The organism is Mucilaginibacter sp. PAMB04274 (assembly GCF_039634385.2).
Classification (GTDB): Bacteria; Bacteroidota; Bacteroidia; order Sphingobacteriales; family Sphingobacteriaceae; genus Mucilaginibacter.
Genome location: NZ_CP155081.2, coordinates 739,138 through 755,528 on the forward strand (window position 1 = coordinate 739,138; position 16,391 = coordinate 755,528).

Consider the following 16,391-nt stretch of genomic DNA (forward strand, 5'->3'; position numbering starts at 1 on the left):
CGGCAAAATGATAGCGGGTAATATGCAGCACTTTGCTCTTAGGTTTGGTGTATCGGAATAATTAAGAAACCGGCTCTCGGCTTTTGCTGTCCTCTCAGCTAACAGCAGGATTCTTTTTTTCCGGCCATAACTTCTTTTGTAGTCTATACGTAAATAAGCTTATAGGGATGCTGTATTGTTAGTCGTAATGATATATTTGCTTGCATCTATCTATGTATAAGTACTCCCTAATTAAGCCCGTGTATGGATGGAATTGTAAACCAAGGCGTAGAGCCATTTTTTAAGATCCTTTTTTATCAAAACCCACAACCCATGTGGTTTTTCGATACGGTTACTTTGCGATTTCTTGAAGTGAATGATGCCGCTACCAAGCACTATGGTTACAGTCGCGAAGCTTTTTTAAGCATGACGGTACGTGACATTCGTCCGGAAGAAGATCTGGAAAGATTTGAGGAAGTAAGGCGGGCCCTGAATGGTGCCAACACAATGCAACGCCCGTTCAGGCATATAAAAGGAGATGGCGCCATCATTCACGTACAACTTATTTCTTATCCTGTTGCCTATGAGGGTTATAATGCCCGCCTGGTGATGGTGCATGATGTTACCGAACAAGAACTGCTTATTGAGCGGTTTAATCTGATTTCAAAGGCTACCCATGATGCTATTTGGGACTGGAACCTGGAAAGTGACGAGGTTTTGTGGAGCAAATCGTTTATGCAGATGTTCGGCTATACGGCCAGTGATATCGAGTCAAGTTCAAAATTCTGGTCGGCCCGTATCCACCCCGATGACCGGGACCGGGTAATGAGCAGTATATATGAGGTAATTAACACCCAAGAGAAGAACTGGACCGGGCAGTACCGCTTTCTAAGAGCTGACGGTACTTATGCCTACATTTTGGATCGTGGTTATACCCTGTTTAAAGATGGCAAAGCTCTGCGTATGGTAGGGTCTATGATGGATACCAGCGAACAGGTTGCATTGTTGCAGGCCCGGTTAGATACGGAGGCGCGCTTGCATACCCTTACATCAGCATCGCCCACAGCTTTATGGATGTCAGATCTCGACGGGGCTATCATTTACGCCAACCAAAAGTGGAAAGACTGGTGTGATGTACAAGGCAATGAGGATTTGCGAGGCCAGTGGAGCCGGATCATTCATCCAGATGACCTGGAGATGGTTGTTGACCGTTTTACAAAGGCGCATATTAACCGGGCTGAGTACAACGTTGATTACCGTATTATGCTGAAAGATGGTTCACTGCACTGGCTAACTTCAACTGGTTTGCCCCGTTATCAGGAAGATGAATTTTTGGGCTTTGTTGGCTCGTGTACCGATATTACCAGGCAAAAGTATCTGGAGTTGCAAAAGGATGAGTTTATAAGCACTGTAAGCCATGAACTGAAAACGCCGATTACCTCTATTAAAGCTTATGAGCAGCTAATATCGCGCTTAAAAACCGTTGATGACCCTAAAGCAGTTAGCTTCTTAGGGCGCATGCGACTACAGATAAGCAGACTGGATGCATTAGTGCAAGACCTGCTTGATATATCACGTATAGAATCGGGTAAATTAACATTCAATGCAACTGAACTGGAAATGGATGTGCTGCTTGCCGATCTGGTTAGCGACCTACAATTGGTATTTACATCCCATCGCTTAGTAATTACCGAAAATCAGCCTTGCAAGATCAACGCCGATCGTAACCGTACAATTCAGCTCATTACCAATTTAATAGATAACGCCGTTAAGTACTCACCGTTAGGCAATGAAATATTTATTAACCTGGTGTGTGATGAAGCGTACCTAACATTTAGCATTCAGGATTTTGGACGAGGTATACCGCGGGAGCAGCAGCCGTATATTTTTGACAGATTTTACCAGGTAAACGATGTTTATAAAGCACCAGGCTTGGGCATTGGGCTGTACTTATGCAAGGAGATTGTTAAACATTTGGACGGTAAAATATGGTTTGAGAGCGATCCGGGCGAAGGCACTACATTCTACTTCAAACTTTTACGGAATATCTAATGCCAAGAAGAATGGCGTATTAATTATTCGTTTAAAAACTTTCGTTTATGTGGACTGTTTGTAATAAGCCTTATTTGTGATTACATATGGGCACATGTGCGTCTATAAATGCAGTCTAATTAGTCAAGAACTTATTATAGACAAATGTTATATATCATCTTATTATTTGATACCCTGAACTTTTACAAAGTGTAGCTGTACTTTTATAAGTAGATTCAAAGAATAAACAGATTATAATTGATCTAAACCGTTAATTCTTACGCCAGCAAAACTTAACATTATGGACAACGGAAAAATTTTAAACCCAAACAGCCAGCAGGAGGGGGAAGGTGCTAAAACCTTAACCACCCGCCAAGGGCACCCCGTTACGGATAACCAGAACATTCGTACAGTAGGTAACCGCGGACCGGCAACGCTCGAAAATTATCAGTTCCTGGAGAAGATATCTCATTTCGACCGGGAGCGTATCCCCGAGCGGGTAGTACATGCCCGCGGTGCAGGTGCTCACGGTATCTTCGAAGCTTACGGAACGGTAGGTGATGAGCCGGTAGGTAAGTATACCCGTGCCAGGCTATTTCAGGAGAAAGGCAAGCAAACACCCGTGTTCGTACGCTTTTCATCGGTTATACACGGCGGTAACTCGCCCGAGACCTTACGCGACCCGCGTGGTTTTGCCGTTAAATTTTATACAGAGGATGGTAACTGGGATTTGGTAGGTAATAACCTCAAAGTGTTTTTCATTCGCGATGCGATGAAATTCCCCGACCTTGTCCATGCCTTTAAGCCCGATCCTGTAACCAACAGGCAAGATGGCGAGCGTATTTTCGATTTCATCAGCAATACGCCTGAGGCTATGCACATGATCACGTTCTTGTTCTCGCCTTATGGCATTCCGGCTAACTACCGCCAAATGCAGGGTTCGGGCGTAAACACTTACAAGTGGGTGAATAAAGAAGGAACCGGCGTATTGGTAAAATACCATTGGGAGCCGGTGCAAGGCATTAAGAACCTAACACAGGAGCAGGCCGAAGCCATACAAGCTAAAAACTTTAACCACGCTACGCAAGATCTGTTTGATGCTATTGAAGCTGGTAATTATCCGCAATGGGAATTGCTGGTTCAAATTATGAGTGATGAGGAACATCCTGAGCTGGATTTTGACCCTTTGGATGATACCAAAATATGGCCTGAAGATCAGTTCCCTTGGCTACCTGTAGGGAAAATGACCCTCAACCGCAACCCGGTTAATTACTTTGCTGAGGTTGAACAATCGGCCTTTGGTACAGGTGTGTTGGTTGATGGATTAGATTTTAGCGATGATAAAATGTTGCAGGGGCGTACCTTCTCTTACTCCGATACGCAGCGTTACCGGGTAGGGTCAAACTATTTGCAACTGCCAATAAATGCACCTAAAACCCACGTGGCTACTAACCAGCGCGATGGACAGATGGCTTACCATGTAGATTTACCACAAGGTGCTAATGCGCACGTGAACTATGAACCTTCAACTTTAAACGGTTTGCAGGAAGCACCAAAAGCAGGTGCAGATCATGAGCCGGAATACAAGACCACTAAACTGGTTCGGAAAAAAATTGACCGCACCAACAATTTTGCTCAAGCCGGCGAACGCTATCACCTGCTTGAAGATTGGGAGCGTGATGACCTGATTAACAACTTGGTTAACACCTTAGCACCTGTTCAGAAACATATACAGGATAAAATGATTGAACTGTTTACCCAGTGCGATGCAGATTATGGCCGCCGTGTAGCCGAAGGTATTCAAGCCGCCAGCGCTAATATCTCAAAAGGTCCCATCGGTGCTACCCATTCTGACGAAGCTGTTAAGCAGGCAGAAGACGTTGCGCAGGAATCAAAGCCTTATTAACTCATATTTATATAAACAGAAAACGCCTGCAAAATTTGCAGGCGTTTTCTGTTTATATCCGTTTGGCAATTTCAGTGATCGGTTGCTCATCAAAAATCATCCAAACCCGAATGCACAAAAGGCGTGTCTAGCAGGCTGCTATCAAATATAGGTTTTAGCGCATACCTAAGCTGTACTAAACCCGTATCATAAGTTTGGGTGTTTTGCAATAACAGGTCAACCCGATTGCTAAGCTCCGTAAATAAAGGCTTGCCGCTACCTAATATAAGCGGGTGAACAGATAGCAGCATCTCGGCAACTAATCTGCGTTGAAGAAAAGTTGATAGCAGGTTGGCTCCGCCAAATAACCAAATATTGGAACCATCAAGTTCTAAAATGGCTTTTACGCGTTCATCAAAATCTGCGCTTTTAATAAACTCAACCTTTGCATTGGCAGCTGTATTCAAAGAATCTGAAAAAACATAGACCTTTTGGATATGCGGAAAGTACTCATCCTCCATGCCTGCAATCATCTCATAGCTTTTACGCCCAATAAATATGGTATCGGTCTGCGCAAAAAATTCAGTCATGCCGTAGTCCTGATCGGCAAGGCACCAGTCATACTCGCCGTTAGGGCCTTCAATAAATCCATCAAGGCTAACGGCAAGGTTTAAAACAACTTTTCTCATTTTCAATCTTTTTCGGTTTGGTTGTGCTCTTCGGCCCAGCGTTGTGCAAATGATTTTTCGGCTACGGTAGGCATTTCGCGGTGATGCCCCCATGATTTTTTGAAGAAAGTACGCAATAAAAAGTTCTTCATTTTACCGCCGAAAAAATCGGTTAGTTTACGGCTTAGCATAGCTTTTTTCCAGCCGGCCCAGCTCCACTTCTCAACCGTATTCACCACGCCCGATTTTACAGCATCACGCCGGTTAAGTAACAGCATTTTGTGAATATCAATTTTAACAGGGCATACCTCGGTACAACGCCCGCATAAACTGGAGGCATAGCTTAAGTGTTTAAACTCTTCCATGCCTTTCATATGCGGTGTAATTACCGATCCAATAGGCCCGCTATAGGTGGTATTATAGGTATGGCCACCCACATTTTGATACACCGGGCAGGCATTTAAGCACGCCCCGCATCTAATGCAGTACAGACCCTGCCGCTGGTCTTTCTGAGCAAGCAAATCGGTACGGCCGTTATCCAGTAATATTACATACATTTCTTCCGGTCCATCCTTTTCGCCCGGCTGGCGCGGACCCGTTAAAATAGTATTGTATACGGTTAGGTTTTGCCCGGTGCCATGAGTGGACAAGAGTGGCCAAAACAGGTCGAGATCAGCAATAGACGGTATAATTTTCTCAATACCTACAACGGCAATATGTATTTTAGGAAAGGTAGTGCTTAAGCGGGTGTTACCCTCGTTTTCACTTAAGGCAATGCTGCCCGTGTCTGATATCAGAAAGTTGGCGCCGGTAATACCTGCATCAGCCTGAAGGTATTTGTCGCGCAGTAATTCGCGGGCTTTGGCCGTAAGTTGCTCGGGTGTGGCATCTATGGGAGTGCCAAATTTTTCATGGAACAGTTTGGCTATATCCTCTTTAGAGAGGTGCATAGCCGGTGTTACAATATGATAAGGCTTTTGGCCAAGCAATTGTACAATGTACTCACCCAAATCGGTTTCTAACGACTCTATGTTGTTTTGCTCCAAAAACTCATTTAAATGAATCTCTTCAGTAGCCATAGTTTTGGATTTGACCACCTTTTTAGCGTTTGCCCTTTGCAGAATACTAAGTATTTCCTGCTGTGCCTCAGCTACATCATTGGCCCAGATTACCTTGCCACCACGGCGCTGAAAATTAGCTTCAAACTCGGGTAAAAACTTGTCCAGGTTTTCCATCACCCGCCATTTTACTACGTGTGCTTTACGCTTAGCCGTTTCTAAATTGACTAAACGGGCAGTGCCACGGGCAACTGCCGTGTGGTACTTGCCCATGTTATAATTAATAATCTGGCGATGTTCAGGGTTGAATGCCTTCTCTTCCGAATCCACCAAAAATTTCTCGGCCGTGCTTCCCATATCCGCAAATATAATTGGTGAGTGAGTACTTAGTGAATAAATGAGTAGTTAAAATAGAAAAAGGCAGCTTATAGTTTGTATAAGCTGCCTTTTTATGATCAAAAATGTTTGAGCGGTTAACTTTTCATTCATTCCAACTCACACATTCATTAATTTCTGTTTGCCGGCATGTCGTTTTTCACATCAACAACGGGGCGTTCATCGCGGTTGGCTAAATCCCAACCGGTATAAAATACCAGCTGTGCGCGTTTAACTAATAATGGAAAGTCGATTTTATCTACCTCATCGCTTACACGGTGATAATCGGCGTGTACACCATCAAAATAAAATACGATTGGCACATCGTGCTTCGCAAAGTTATAATGATCTGAGCGGTAGTAAATACGCTCAGGGTCTTTCGGGTCATTATATTTATAATCTACCGCTAACTTGGTGTAAGTGTTATTAGCATTCTCGCTGATCTTGTGCAGCGTGGTGCTCAGTTTATCAGAACCAATCAGGTAGCAATAATCAGGTGTTTTTTCGTGAGCAGGGTCGCGGCGGCCAATCATATCAATGTTTAAATCGGTAATGGTATTAGCCAATGGAAATACCGGGTGCTCCGAGTAATACTCTGAACCTAATAAACCTTTTTCTTCACCTACGTTACCCAGGAACAGGATACTGCGGCGAGGGCCTTTACCGTCCTTTTTTGCTTGTGTGAATGCACGGGCAATCTCCAAAATACCGGTAGTACCCGAACCGTCATCATCAGCGCCGTTGTTAATGCGGTCGCCAGGCGTACCTTCGGGTTCCATGCCAATATGGTCATAGTGTGCCGAAAAAACTAAAACTTCTTCCTTTAATTTAGCGTCCGAACCTGGTAAAAAGCCTAAAACATCAACTGCTTTGGCATCTTTTACTACAGTTTCGTAATCGGCTGTAACATCAGCCTTAACGGTTTGTATAGCAGTTGTAGCTTTTAATTGCTCATAAGTTTTACCGCTTGCTTTAAGCAACTGGTCGGCAACGGCAGATGTAATGGTCAGTGCCAGTGGACGCGGCGTGATAGGGCGTGGGTTAGCTTGTTTAAGCGTTATACGCTCGCTTTGCTTACCGGCCATGCTGCCTTGAGTTACAGTGCCAACTGCAAGTACTAAAGCTGCATTTTTTGCACGTATACCTTGTACCAAACGTGTAAAGGCCATCATGGCTGCACGAGGATTGGAATTATCAACGGTGGTGCCTGGTTTAGGCTCGGCTATAACTAAGGCTACTTTGCCGGTAAGGTCAACATTGGCTAACTCCGCTTCGGTACCATAACCCACAAATACTACTTCGCTGGCTTTTACAGTTTGTGTGCCTGTACCACCCATCGATGTATAGTCTTTACCATAAGTAAGCGTGGTGCCGTTTAAGGTAACCGATTTGAGAGTGAAAGCTGTATTGGTTAAAGGTATATCCAAAAAATATGACCCATTAACCGGAGCCTGAAGGCCCATCTTTTTGAACTCGCCAGCCAAGTAAGCGGCTGCTTTGTCAGCGCCTGGTTTGCCGGTTTCACGACCCTCAAAAGCGTCGGAAGCGATAATGCTTAAGTGCTTTTTAGCATCGGCAACAGTTATATACTGCGCATATTTAACCGCAGTGGTATTTTTTTGGGCACATGCCCCCAGTGCTGCAACTAAGGCAGCGCTACATAATAATGTTTTTCTCATTTTCAAATACAACAATTACAAGCAGCAAGGTAACGAAACTTTACCAACTGCATGAGCAACAAATGCGTGACTTTTATAAAATGCTAACAAGACATTTTACCAACCCGTGTAGCATGGCGGCCACCTTCAAATTGGGTTGTTAAAAACAACTCTACAATGGCTTTGGCATCGGCAAGTGATATGAAGCGCTCGGGTATGCAAACAATATTGGCATTATTATGCTGGCGTGCTAAACTGGCCAACTCGGGCTGCCAGCATATAGCGGCACGTATACCCTGGTGTTTATTGGCTGTGATAGCTACACCATTGGCACTACCACAAACGAGAATGCCAAAATCAAATTCACCGCTCTCAACAGCTGATGCCACAGGGTGTGCAAAATCAGGATAATCGGTTGAATCGGTTGAGTAAGTGCCGAAATCCTTAATAGCAGTTTGAGGCAACCACTCTAGTAAGGCTTGTTTATACTTAAAGCCGGCATGATCGGAGCCTATGGCTATTTTAAGTTCTGTATTCATGAATTTTATAGAATTGACAGGAAAGATTCTATCACCTGTTTAATTTCCGGTCTTCATCACCTCACTATGCTTTTTGAGCTTACGTCGTTCAACCGAACCGGCTACAACAATGCCCACTTCATAAAGCACAAACAGCGGTAAACTAACAATGGCCATGGTCATCATATCGGGCGTAGGGGTAATAACTGCCGCAATAATTAATATAGCTACAATGGCATAGCGGCGTCCCGAACGCATAAACTGGGGGGTAAGGATACCCAATGTTGATAGGATATAAACCAGGATTGGCAACTGAAATACTACACCAGTAGCTAATGTAAGCGTAGCTACTGATGAAAGATATGAATCGATAGTAAACGTATTTTCTATAATATCGCTGATTTTATAACCGGCCAAAAAGCTTATCGACTCGGGCGCTATAATGAAGTAACCGAACAGAATGCCCAGTATAAACAGCAATGAAGCATATAACACAAACCCTGAAGCCGCTTTGCGTTCATTATCATGCAGGGCCGGTTTAATAAAGCGCCATATTTCCCAAAGCAGGTAGGGAAAGCCGAGGGTAACACCTACTATAAGCGCCGAATTTATTTGCAGCGTAAACTGCCCGGCCATTTCAGTATTGATGATCTTTCCCTGAATTTCTTTTACGCAGAAACCGGGGCGGTTGAGGTAATCGCCCAGTTTACATAGCATGCGGTAGGTCCAAAAATCAGGGCGCATTGGGCCCATGATAATCTTATCGAATAAGAAATCATAATAATAAAAGGCCAGGGAAGTAAATATGAGGATTGCTATACACGCACGTATCAAGTGCCAGCGAAGCACCTCAATATGGTCAAAAAACGACATTTCGACCTCAAGGTCTTTACTCTTATCCTTTATTGCTTTTATTATCTTATTATCGCTCATGTACTGCAAACAAAAATACCATTCTGTATTACATACGAATGGTATTGTAGTTTAATTTTATTTCATGAAAATTATTCGGCTATCACAAAGCTTTCCATAAACTTGGTAGTAAAGTTGCCAGCCCTGAAATTAGGATCTTGCAACAACTGTAAGTGGAATGGAATAGTTGTTTTGATACCCTCGATTACAAATTCACTTAGTGCACGCTCCATGGTATTTAAAGCTTCTTCGCGGGTTTGTGCAACACAAATGAGTTTGGCTATCATGGAGTCGTAATTCGGTGGAATTACATAACCACTGTAAACGTGCGTATCAACCCGAACACCATGGCCACCCGGCGAGTGAAAATTGGTGATCTTGCCTGGCGAAGGACGGAAGTTGTTAAACGGATCCTCGGCGTTAATACGACACTCAATAGCATGCATAGTAGGCTCGTAATTTTTGCCCGATATAGGTGTACCTGCTGCCACTTTAATCTGCTCTTTGATAAGGTCCACATTGATCACCTCTTCGGTTACCGGATGCTCCACCTGTATACGGGTGTTCATCTCCATAAAATAGAAGTTGTGGTGTTTGTCAACCAAAAACTCTATAGTACCAGCTCCTTCGTATCTAACAGCTTTGGCGCCTTTAATGGCAGCTTCACCCATTTTTTTACGCAGTTTTTCGGTCATGAAAGGCGAAGGCGATTCTTCAACCAGTTTTTGGTGACGACGCTGGATAGAGCAATCGCGTTCAGATAAGTGGCAAACTTTACCATACTGATCGCCTACTACTTGTATCTCGATGTGACGTGGATCTTCAACAAATTTTTCCAGGTAAATACCATCGTTACCAAAGGCAGCGCCGGCCTCGGCACGGGCCGAATCCCAGGCGGGTTCAAACTCCATATCGTTCCAAACAATACGCATACCACGGCCGCCGCCTCCAGCGGTAGCTTTCAGTATAATCGGGTAACCTATTTTGTTGGCTATTTGTATGCCTTCTTTAACGTCGTGGAGCAAGCCTTCAGAGCCCGGAATAGTAGGTACACCGGCTTTTTTCATGGTTGCTTTGGCTGCTGCCTTATCGCCCATGTCGTTAATCTGATCGGCTGTGGCACCAATAAACTTGATACCGTACTCGGCGCAGATGGCCGAAAACTTGGCATTCTCAGATAAGAAACCGTAACCAGGATGTATGGCATCAGCATTGGTTAACTCAGCTGCCGAAATAATGTTTGGTATATTTAAGTAAGAATCGCGGCTTGCCGGCGGACCAATACATACCGCTTCGTCAGCGAAGCGTACGTGCAAACTGTCGCGGTCTGCGGTTGAATATACAGCTACCGTTTTTATGCCCATTTCCTTACAGGTACGGATAATGCGCAGGGCTATTTCGCCCCGGTTAGCAATCAGAATTTTTTTAAACATGTCTTTTTAGATGTGCTGATATGCAGATGTGCAGACAGGCAGATGATTGATTTCATTTGCACATCTGCACATTCACACATTTGCATATTTACATAGGTTCAACTAAAAACAAGGGTTGGTCGTACTCAACCGGAGATGAGTTATCAACCAGAACTTTCACAATTTTACCAGATACTTCTGATTCAATTTCATTGAACAATTTCATGGCTTCGATAATGCAAAGTACGCTGCCAGCCTGAATTTCGTCGCCAACGTTTACAAAATAAGGCTTATCTGGTGATGATGAACGATAAAAAGTACCAATCATAGGCGATTTGATAGTTACATATTTAGATACATCAGCAGCGGCCGGAGCCTCTGTTGCAGCTGGTGTATGTACAGTAGCTACCGGTACAGCTGGCACTGCCGCTTGTACGGCAGGTTGACCTGTAGGAATAGTTGCATTAACTATAGTTGGTGCCTGATTGGTTTTTATGGTGATTTTGAAATCGTTCTGTTCAATGGATACTTCGTTTACGCCAGATTTTGAAACGAAGCGGATAAGATCTTGTATCTGTTTAATATCCATATTTAGGTGTAGTTGGGTTTTAAAAATGAAAATTAAAAACCTAAGTTATAACAAATTAAATAAAAATTGTTTCCAAAATTAGTAAGCCCATTTTAAATAAAGAGAGCCCCACGTGAAGCCGCCTCCAAAGGCAGCCAGCACAATGTTATCTCCTTTTTTAAACTTGCTTTCCCATTCCCAAAGGCATAGGGGTATAGTACCGTTGGTGGTGTTGCCGTAGCGTTCAATATTAATTACTACTTTTTCATCACTAATGCCCATACGGCTTGCGGTTGCGTCGATAATACGCTTGTTGGCCTGGTGTGGTACCAGCCAGGCAATATCATCGGCAACCAGGTTGTTACGCTCCATTATTTCGGCAGCAACGTCGGCCATGTTGGTAACGGCGAATTTAAATACGGTTTTACCTTCCTGGTAAGCGTAATGTTCGCGGTTGGTCACGGTTTCATGCGTTGCTGGGCGTAATGAGCCACCTGCTTTCATGTGTAAAAATTCGCGCCCCGAGCCATCGCTTTTCAGCACCGAATCAACCACGCCATAACCTTCCGTATTAGGTTCAAGCAGGGCGCAGCCACAACCATCGCCAAAAATAATACAGGTGGCACGGTCATGATAATCGATAATCGAAGACATTTTATCGCCGCCGACTACTAATACCTTTTTATGCTTGCCACTTTCTATAAATGCAGCGCCGGTGGCCAAGCCAAATACAAAGCCCGAGCAGGCCGCCTGCAAATCATAACCCCAGGCGTTTTTAGCGCCAATTTTATCGGCCAATATATTGGCCGTAGCAGGGAAAGGCATATCGGGGGTGGTAGTGCAAAAAATAATCAGGTCAATTTCTTCGGCGCCGATGCCACGCTTTTTAAGCAAGCCTTCAACGGCCGGCACAGCCAAATCGGATGTAGCGGTGCCTTCGCCTTTTAGTATACGACGCTCTTTAATGCCGGTGCGGGTGGTGATCCACTCGTCATTGGTATCTACCAATGCTTCCAGCTCGTGGTTAGTGAGCACATATTCGGGTGCATAGCCATGTACAGCGGTAATTGCAGCCTGTAGTTTATGCATTTATCTAATTAGTTTTAAACGAAAGCCTGTTTAATCTTTTCAACCAGGTTACTCTCGGCCATATTGAGCGACAGGAGTACCATGTTCTTAATAGCTTCGGGGCTGGAAATGCCGTGCCCTACAACCACCGGTGCATTTACACCTAAAATAGGGCTGCCTCCGTATTGTTCGTAATTGAAACGGTTAAAAAATTCATCGTTGAATCCTTTTTTGCGGGCTATTACGTAATAGGACTCTGCCATTTTTATGATAACATTGCCCGTAAAGCCATCGCAAACAAATACGTCGGCGGCATCGCCAAAAAGGTCTCGGCCCTCTACGTTGCCCACAAAGTTAAACAGCGATGTGCCTTTCATAAGCGGGTAGGTGGCCTGACAAAGCATATTGCCTTTTTCTTCCTCTTCGCCAATGTTCATCAGCGCAACCTTAGGGTTTTCAAGGTGATAAACATGTTCGGCCAATAGGCTGCCCAATACGCCAAACTGCAGTAGCACATCTGGCTTACAATCGGCATTGGCACCTACATCCAACAAAATACCCAAACCGCCTTTCAGTTTGGGTACAATGGTTGTCATGGCCGGACGAATAACACCCGGAATAGTTTTTACGCTGAACATAGCGCCCACCAGCATAGCTCCGGTATTACCTGCCGATGAGAAGGCCTGAATATGGTCTTCCTTTAACAGCCTAAAACCAGTGGCAATGCTCGAACCAGGCTTTTGTGTAATAGCCTTGGTAGGGTGCTCGCCCATTCCAATCACTTCGGTTGTGTGTATAAACTCAAAGTGATCAGGATTGAAATCATTTTCCTGAAGAATACTTACAGCAACATCTTTATCGCCTACCAGTACCAGGGTTTGATTGCCTGGTAAAGCTTTATAAGCTTCGATTGCTCCTAAAACAGCGGCTTTTGGAGCATAATCGCCGCCCATAATATCTAAGCCTATCTTCATTGCAGAAAATTAGGCTTAAACAGTAGCAGCTTTTTCAATCAGTAATTTACCGTTGTAGTAAAGGTTACCATCAACAGTATAAGCGCGGTGCGGTAAATGCACAGCGCCAGTAGTGGCACATGTAGTTAAAGTAGGCGCTTCTGCTTTATAATGCGTTCTGCGTTTAGCAGTTCTTGATTTGGAGAACTTACGTTTTGGATTTGGCATAACTTCTTAGTATTATATCATTTTAACTTTTTAAGCGCGTCCCAGCGTGGGTCGGCACTTTTCTCTTGTTCATCACCGCCCGATAGTTTATTTAAACGATCAAGCATATCTTTATCACAATAAGGCGTTTGGCCTTCGTTACCGCATGTTGCAATGAACGGAACGGCAACGTTAATATATTCATATATCAACCCTGAAATGTTGATTTCTGTCTCATTCTTAGTCAGGGTTATAATTTCTTCATCTGCATCAATCTCCTCTTCACTAAATTTTGCTACCTGCTGCTCATGTATATCCATCGGTTGCGGATATTCGGATAAACAACGGTCGCAAGGTAAATCAATGTTGCCAAAAATGTGGAAATTCAAAATAAGCATAGTTTCCTGCTTATCCAGCTCCACCTGGCATTGTAAATTGGCCTTTTTTACCAGCGAGTAGTCGAACTCTTTAAAAAATTCACTATCAATTACATACTCAAACTGATGCTTGCCCAGCTTAAGGCCGGTAAAAGGTATCGAATATGTCTTTAACGATTTCAATGAGCGATAATTAGCCCGCAAATGTAGGGAAAAATAATGTAATGGGAAAGTGTTTTTTCAAATTCCGGACACACCGTTTAAGCGCATATTTGCTGAGGCCAAAGTTAGTTATATTTTTAGCCGCACGTTAACCTTATCGAGCAGGCCGGCAACCCATATCATAACAAACGAAAATACCAGGCATTTAATTAAGCCGCCGGTGCCTTCGCTCAGGTACTCGGGGTATCCCACATCCAGCATACCATAAATAGGATAAAAGATAAAAGGAATTAAATAACAGGTGAATGTGTTGGTGCCTGCCGGTTCAATTACCTTAAACCAGTTATAGCGCTGTTTTACATCTACCAAAAACAAAAATGCGATATAAGCTACCAAACTTATGGCAGTGCATATGAGTACCCATGATGGTGTATCGTGTGCTTTGGAAATACCGCCGCTTACGTAACGTACAATAAAGCCCAGGTTAGCAAGTATAATGGCTAATAAGATAATACCGGGCCATAAAAGGTTAAGCTCGCGGCTTTTCATTAAGCGCATGTACATAACCGATACCACTATGCCAGCCATGGTAAATGCCTGCATAGCGCCGTTGCCGGCCAGCCAAAAATAGCTTTTTAACTGCATTAAAAACGGCAGCCAGCCAAAATGAAAGTCGAGATTGATAAGAATGAAGATAACCCAGGCGGCGGCTTGTATCCACAATAAGCCTTTAGAGTAATGATAAATAAGGGCGCAAATCATGTACGACCAGCCAATTAAACCTAAAATACCCCACCAGCTAAAATGCAGCCACTGCCAATGGTTAGGGTCATTACTGCGGTATAAGGCCGACATGGTGACCAGCAGGACCAAACCGAAGCCTCGTAACACGTTGCGTGTTAATTTTGAGGTGTCGCGATAGTCCAGAAAAAGGAAAAAGAAGCTAAAAGTAAGCAGGCTTTCCCAAACAGGTTTGGGCAAAAGTGTAGTAACATCATCATAAGTTTCCATATTGGCATGGAAAAAACCAATGAGGATGAGTGCCAGTGAGCGCGTTATTATACGGTAAGGAACCCGCCCGCCGCTGCTTTGCCTGTTTTGAAAAGCGAACGGTATGGATAAACCAACAATAAATAAAAATGCAGGAAAGATAACATCGGCCAGGCCCAGTGCATCAACGTTTTCGCCGGCATGTTTTAGCCATTCCGGTACGTTGGGTACACCTTCCAAATCATTTACAAAAATCATCAGGAACATGGTAACCGCACGGAAGGCGTCTATAGAGCGCACCCGGATATATTGGTTATTCATTATGTGGTAGAAGTGCTAATATTGACAACTGATACCTTTTAGTAACGGCTGCATGGCGCAAACATTGCCACCGCAAGGCGGCAATGTTGTTAAAAAGCTAATCTCTGTCGCGGCTCAGCTTGCTAAACTGCAACGGATTTTCATTTAAGACGGCTGTTTCCCTACGGTGTTTTACAATGTGTATAGCCTGAAACAAGGCTTCACGGAAAGATACTTCTGACGCCTTATTTTTTCCGGCTATATCATAAGCTGTACCATGATCGGGCGAAGTGCGTACAAAGCTTAAGCCTGCTGTATAGTTTACACCCGACTCAAACGAAATTTGCTTAAACGGAATTAATCCCTGGTCATGATACATGGCCAGTACTGCATCAAACTGCATGTAGGCGCCGTTGGCAAAAAAGCCATCAGCAGGGTAGGGCCCCAGGGCTAAGATGCCATTAGCGCGTGCTTCTTCCAACGCGGGCATAATGATGTCTTTTTCTTCGTTACCAATAAGGCCGTTATCGCCGGCATGGGGGTTGAGACCAAGCACCGCAATTTTAGGTTTACGAATCCAAAAATCCTGTTTTAAGCTGGTGTTCATTAGTTTTAGCTTAGCCAGTATCTTTTCGGCAGTTATACTTTGTGCCACCTGCGCTACTGGGATATGCCCGGTAACTACGCCTACCCGTAAGGTATCGCTCACTAAAAACATAAGTACTTCGGGCGAGTTATCTCGCTGTTGCAAATACTCTGTATGGCCCGGAAAGTTAAATTCCTCGTTTTGGATATTATCCTTATTAATAGGCGCTGTAACCAGCGCGTCTATATGACCAGAAATTAAATCATCTGTAGCTCTTTGCAGCGACAGGAAAGCATATTTTCCTCCTGTTTCGTTAGCTGCACCAAGTTCAATCTTTACATCCTCTTCCCAGCAATTAATAATATTGGCTTTTTTGTGATGCGCATTAGCCGGGCTATCAATTACATTAAAATTAAGGTCGTGTACCTGAACTGTACGGCGGTGAAACGAGGCTACTTTAGTATGACCATAAACAATAGGTGTACAGTAATCAAATATGCGGGAGTCTGCCAGTGTTTTGATGATAACCTCAAGGCCAACGCCGTTAACGTCACCAATACTGATTCCTATTTTAAGCTTCTCACTCATAATAATATGTTTTGTGATTTCACTTATAGTTATGTGATTTCACTGATTAGCCGGTTGGTTATTGAGAAATGATGTAATCATTATGCAATTAAGCAA

At 43.8% G+C, this 16,391-nt stretch carries 15 protein-coding genes; 2 read left to right on the forward strand and 13 right to left on the reverse strand.

All coding sequences use genetic code 11. From position 1 onward, the window contains the following. Positions 1 to 243: 243 nt before the first annotated feature. Positions 244 to 2,031, forward strand: a complete 1,788-nt coding sequence (locus ABDD95_RS03100) for a PAS domain-containing protein (RefSeq protein WP_345950437.1) — start codon at positions 244 to 246, stop codon at positions 2,029 to 2,031. A gap of 280 nt (positions 2,032 to 2,311) precedes the next feature. Then, positions 2,312 to 3,916, forward strand: coding sequence for a catalase (locus tag ABDD95_RS03105; protein ID WP_345950438.1), 1,605 nt, complete (start codon positions 2,312 to 2,314; stop codon positions 3,914 to 3,916). Between the two features lie 89 nt (positions 3,917 to 4,005). Here ABDD95_RS03105 and ABDD95_RS03110 read toward each other — a convergent pair whose 3' ends face one another. The 13 genes from ABDD95_RS03110 to pdxA form a co-directional block, all read right to left on the reverse strand. Continuing rightward, positions 4,006 to 4,584: a dihydrofolate reductase family protein gene (locus tag ABDD95_RS03110; RefSeq protein WP_345950439.1), complete on the reverse strand. Its 579-nt coding sequence runs from the start codon at positions 4,582 to 4,584 to the stop codon at positions 4,006 to 4,008. 2 nt (positions 4,585 to 4,586) lie between these two features. Then, positions 4,587 to 5,978, reverse strand: a complete 1,392-nt coding sequence (locus ABDD95_RS03115; protein WP_345950440.1) for a LutB/LldF family L-lactate oxidation iron-sulfur protein — start codon at positions 5,976 to 5,978, stop codon at positions 4,587 to 4,589. Between the two features lie 149 nt (positions 5,979 to 6,127). Then, positions 6,128 to 7,675 carry a M28 family peptidase gene (locus tag ABDD95_RS03120; RefSeq protein ID WP_345950441.1) on the reverse strand — a complete coding sequence of 516 codons (1,548 nt, stop codon included), beginning with the start codon at positions 7,673 to 7,675 and terminating at the stop codon, positions 6,128 to 6,130. An 83-nt stretch (positions 7,676 to 7,758) separates the two neighbouring features. After that, positions 7,759 to 8,193: a ribose 5-phosphate isomerase B gene (gene rpiB / locus ABDD95_RS03125; RefSeq protein WP_345950442.1), complete on the reverse strand. Its 435-nt coding sequence runs from the start codon at positions 8,191 to 8,193 to the stop codon at positions 7,759 to 7,761. Positions 8,194 to 8,232: 39 nt separating this feature from the next. Next, positions 8,233 to 9,105, reverse strand: a complete 873-nt coding sequence (gene tatC / locus ABDD95_RS03130; RefSeq protein ID WP_345950443.1) for a twin-arginine translocase subunit TatC — start codon at positions 9,103 to 9,105, stop codon at positions 8,233 to 8,235. A gap of 71 nt (positions 9,106 to 9,176) precedes the next feature. Further along, entirely contained in the window at positions 9,177 to 10,517 is a 1,341-nt protein-coding gene (gene accC, locus ABDD95_RS03135; RefSeq protein WP_345950444.1) for an acetyl-CoA carboxylase biotin carboxylase subunit, read from the reverse strand. Between the two features lie 88 nt (positions 10,518 to 10,605). After that, positions 10,606 to 11,085 carry an acetyl-CoA carboxylase biotin carboxyl carrier protein gene (gene accB / locus ABDD95_RS03140; protein ID WP_345950445.1) on the reverse strand — a complete coding sequence of 160 codons (480 nt, stop codon included), beginning with the start codon at positions 11,083 to 11,085 and terminating at the stop codon, positions 10,606 to 10,608. A 78-nt stretch (positions 11,086 to 11,163) separates the two neighbouring features. Next, the gene (locus ABDD95_RS03145) at positions 11,164 to 12,153 is read right to left on the reverse strand and encodes a beta-ketoacyl-ACP synthase III (RefSeq protein WP_345950446.1); all 990 of its coding nucleotides are present in this window, start codon (positions 12,151 to 12,153) and stop codon (positions 11,164 to 11,166) included. 14 nt (positions 12,154 to 12,167) lie between these two features. After that, positions 12,168 to 13,106, reverse strand: coding sequence for a phosphate acyltransferase PlsX (plsX, locus tag ABDD95_RS03150; RefSeq protein ID WP_345950447.1), 939 nt, complete (start codon positions 13,104 to 13,106; stop codon positions 12,168 to 12,170). A 15-nt stretch (positions 13,107 to 13,121) separates the two neighbouring features. Continuing rightward, on the reverse strand, positions 13,122 to 13,313 hold the full coding sequence (rpmF, locus tag ABDD95_RS03155) for a 50S ribosomal protein L32 (RefSeq protein ID WP_345950448.1): 192 nt from the start codon (positions 13,311 to 13,313) through the stop codon (positions 13,122 to 13,124). A 17-nt stretch (positions 13,314 to 13,330) separates the two neighbouring features. Further along, positions 13,331 to 13,852: a DUF177 domain-containing protein gene (locus tag ABDD95_RS03160; protein WP_345950449.1), complete on the reverse strand. Its 522-nt coding sequence runs from the start codon at positions 13,850 to 13,852 to the stop codon at positions 13,331 to 13,333. 108 nt (positions 13,853 to 13,960) lie between these two features. Further along, a complete protein-coding gene (locus tag ABDD95_RS03165; RefSeq protein WP_345950450.1) occupies positions 13,961 to 15,142 on the reverse strand; it encodes a DUF5009 domain-containing protein in 1,182 nt (393 codons plus the stop codon). A gap of 97 nt (positions 15,143 to 15,239) precedes the next feature. Beyond that, on the reverse strand, positions 15,240 to 16,295 hold the full coding sequence (gene pdxA / locus ABDD95_RS03170) for a 4-hydroxythreonine-4-phosphate dehydrogenase PdxA (protein ID WP_345950451.1): 1,056 nt from the start codon (positions 16,293 to 16,295) through the stop codon (positions 15,240 to 15,242). Positions 16,296 to 16,391: the final 96 nt, after the last annotated feature.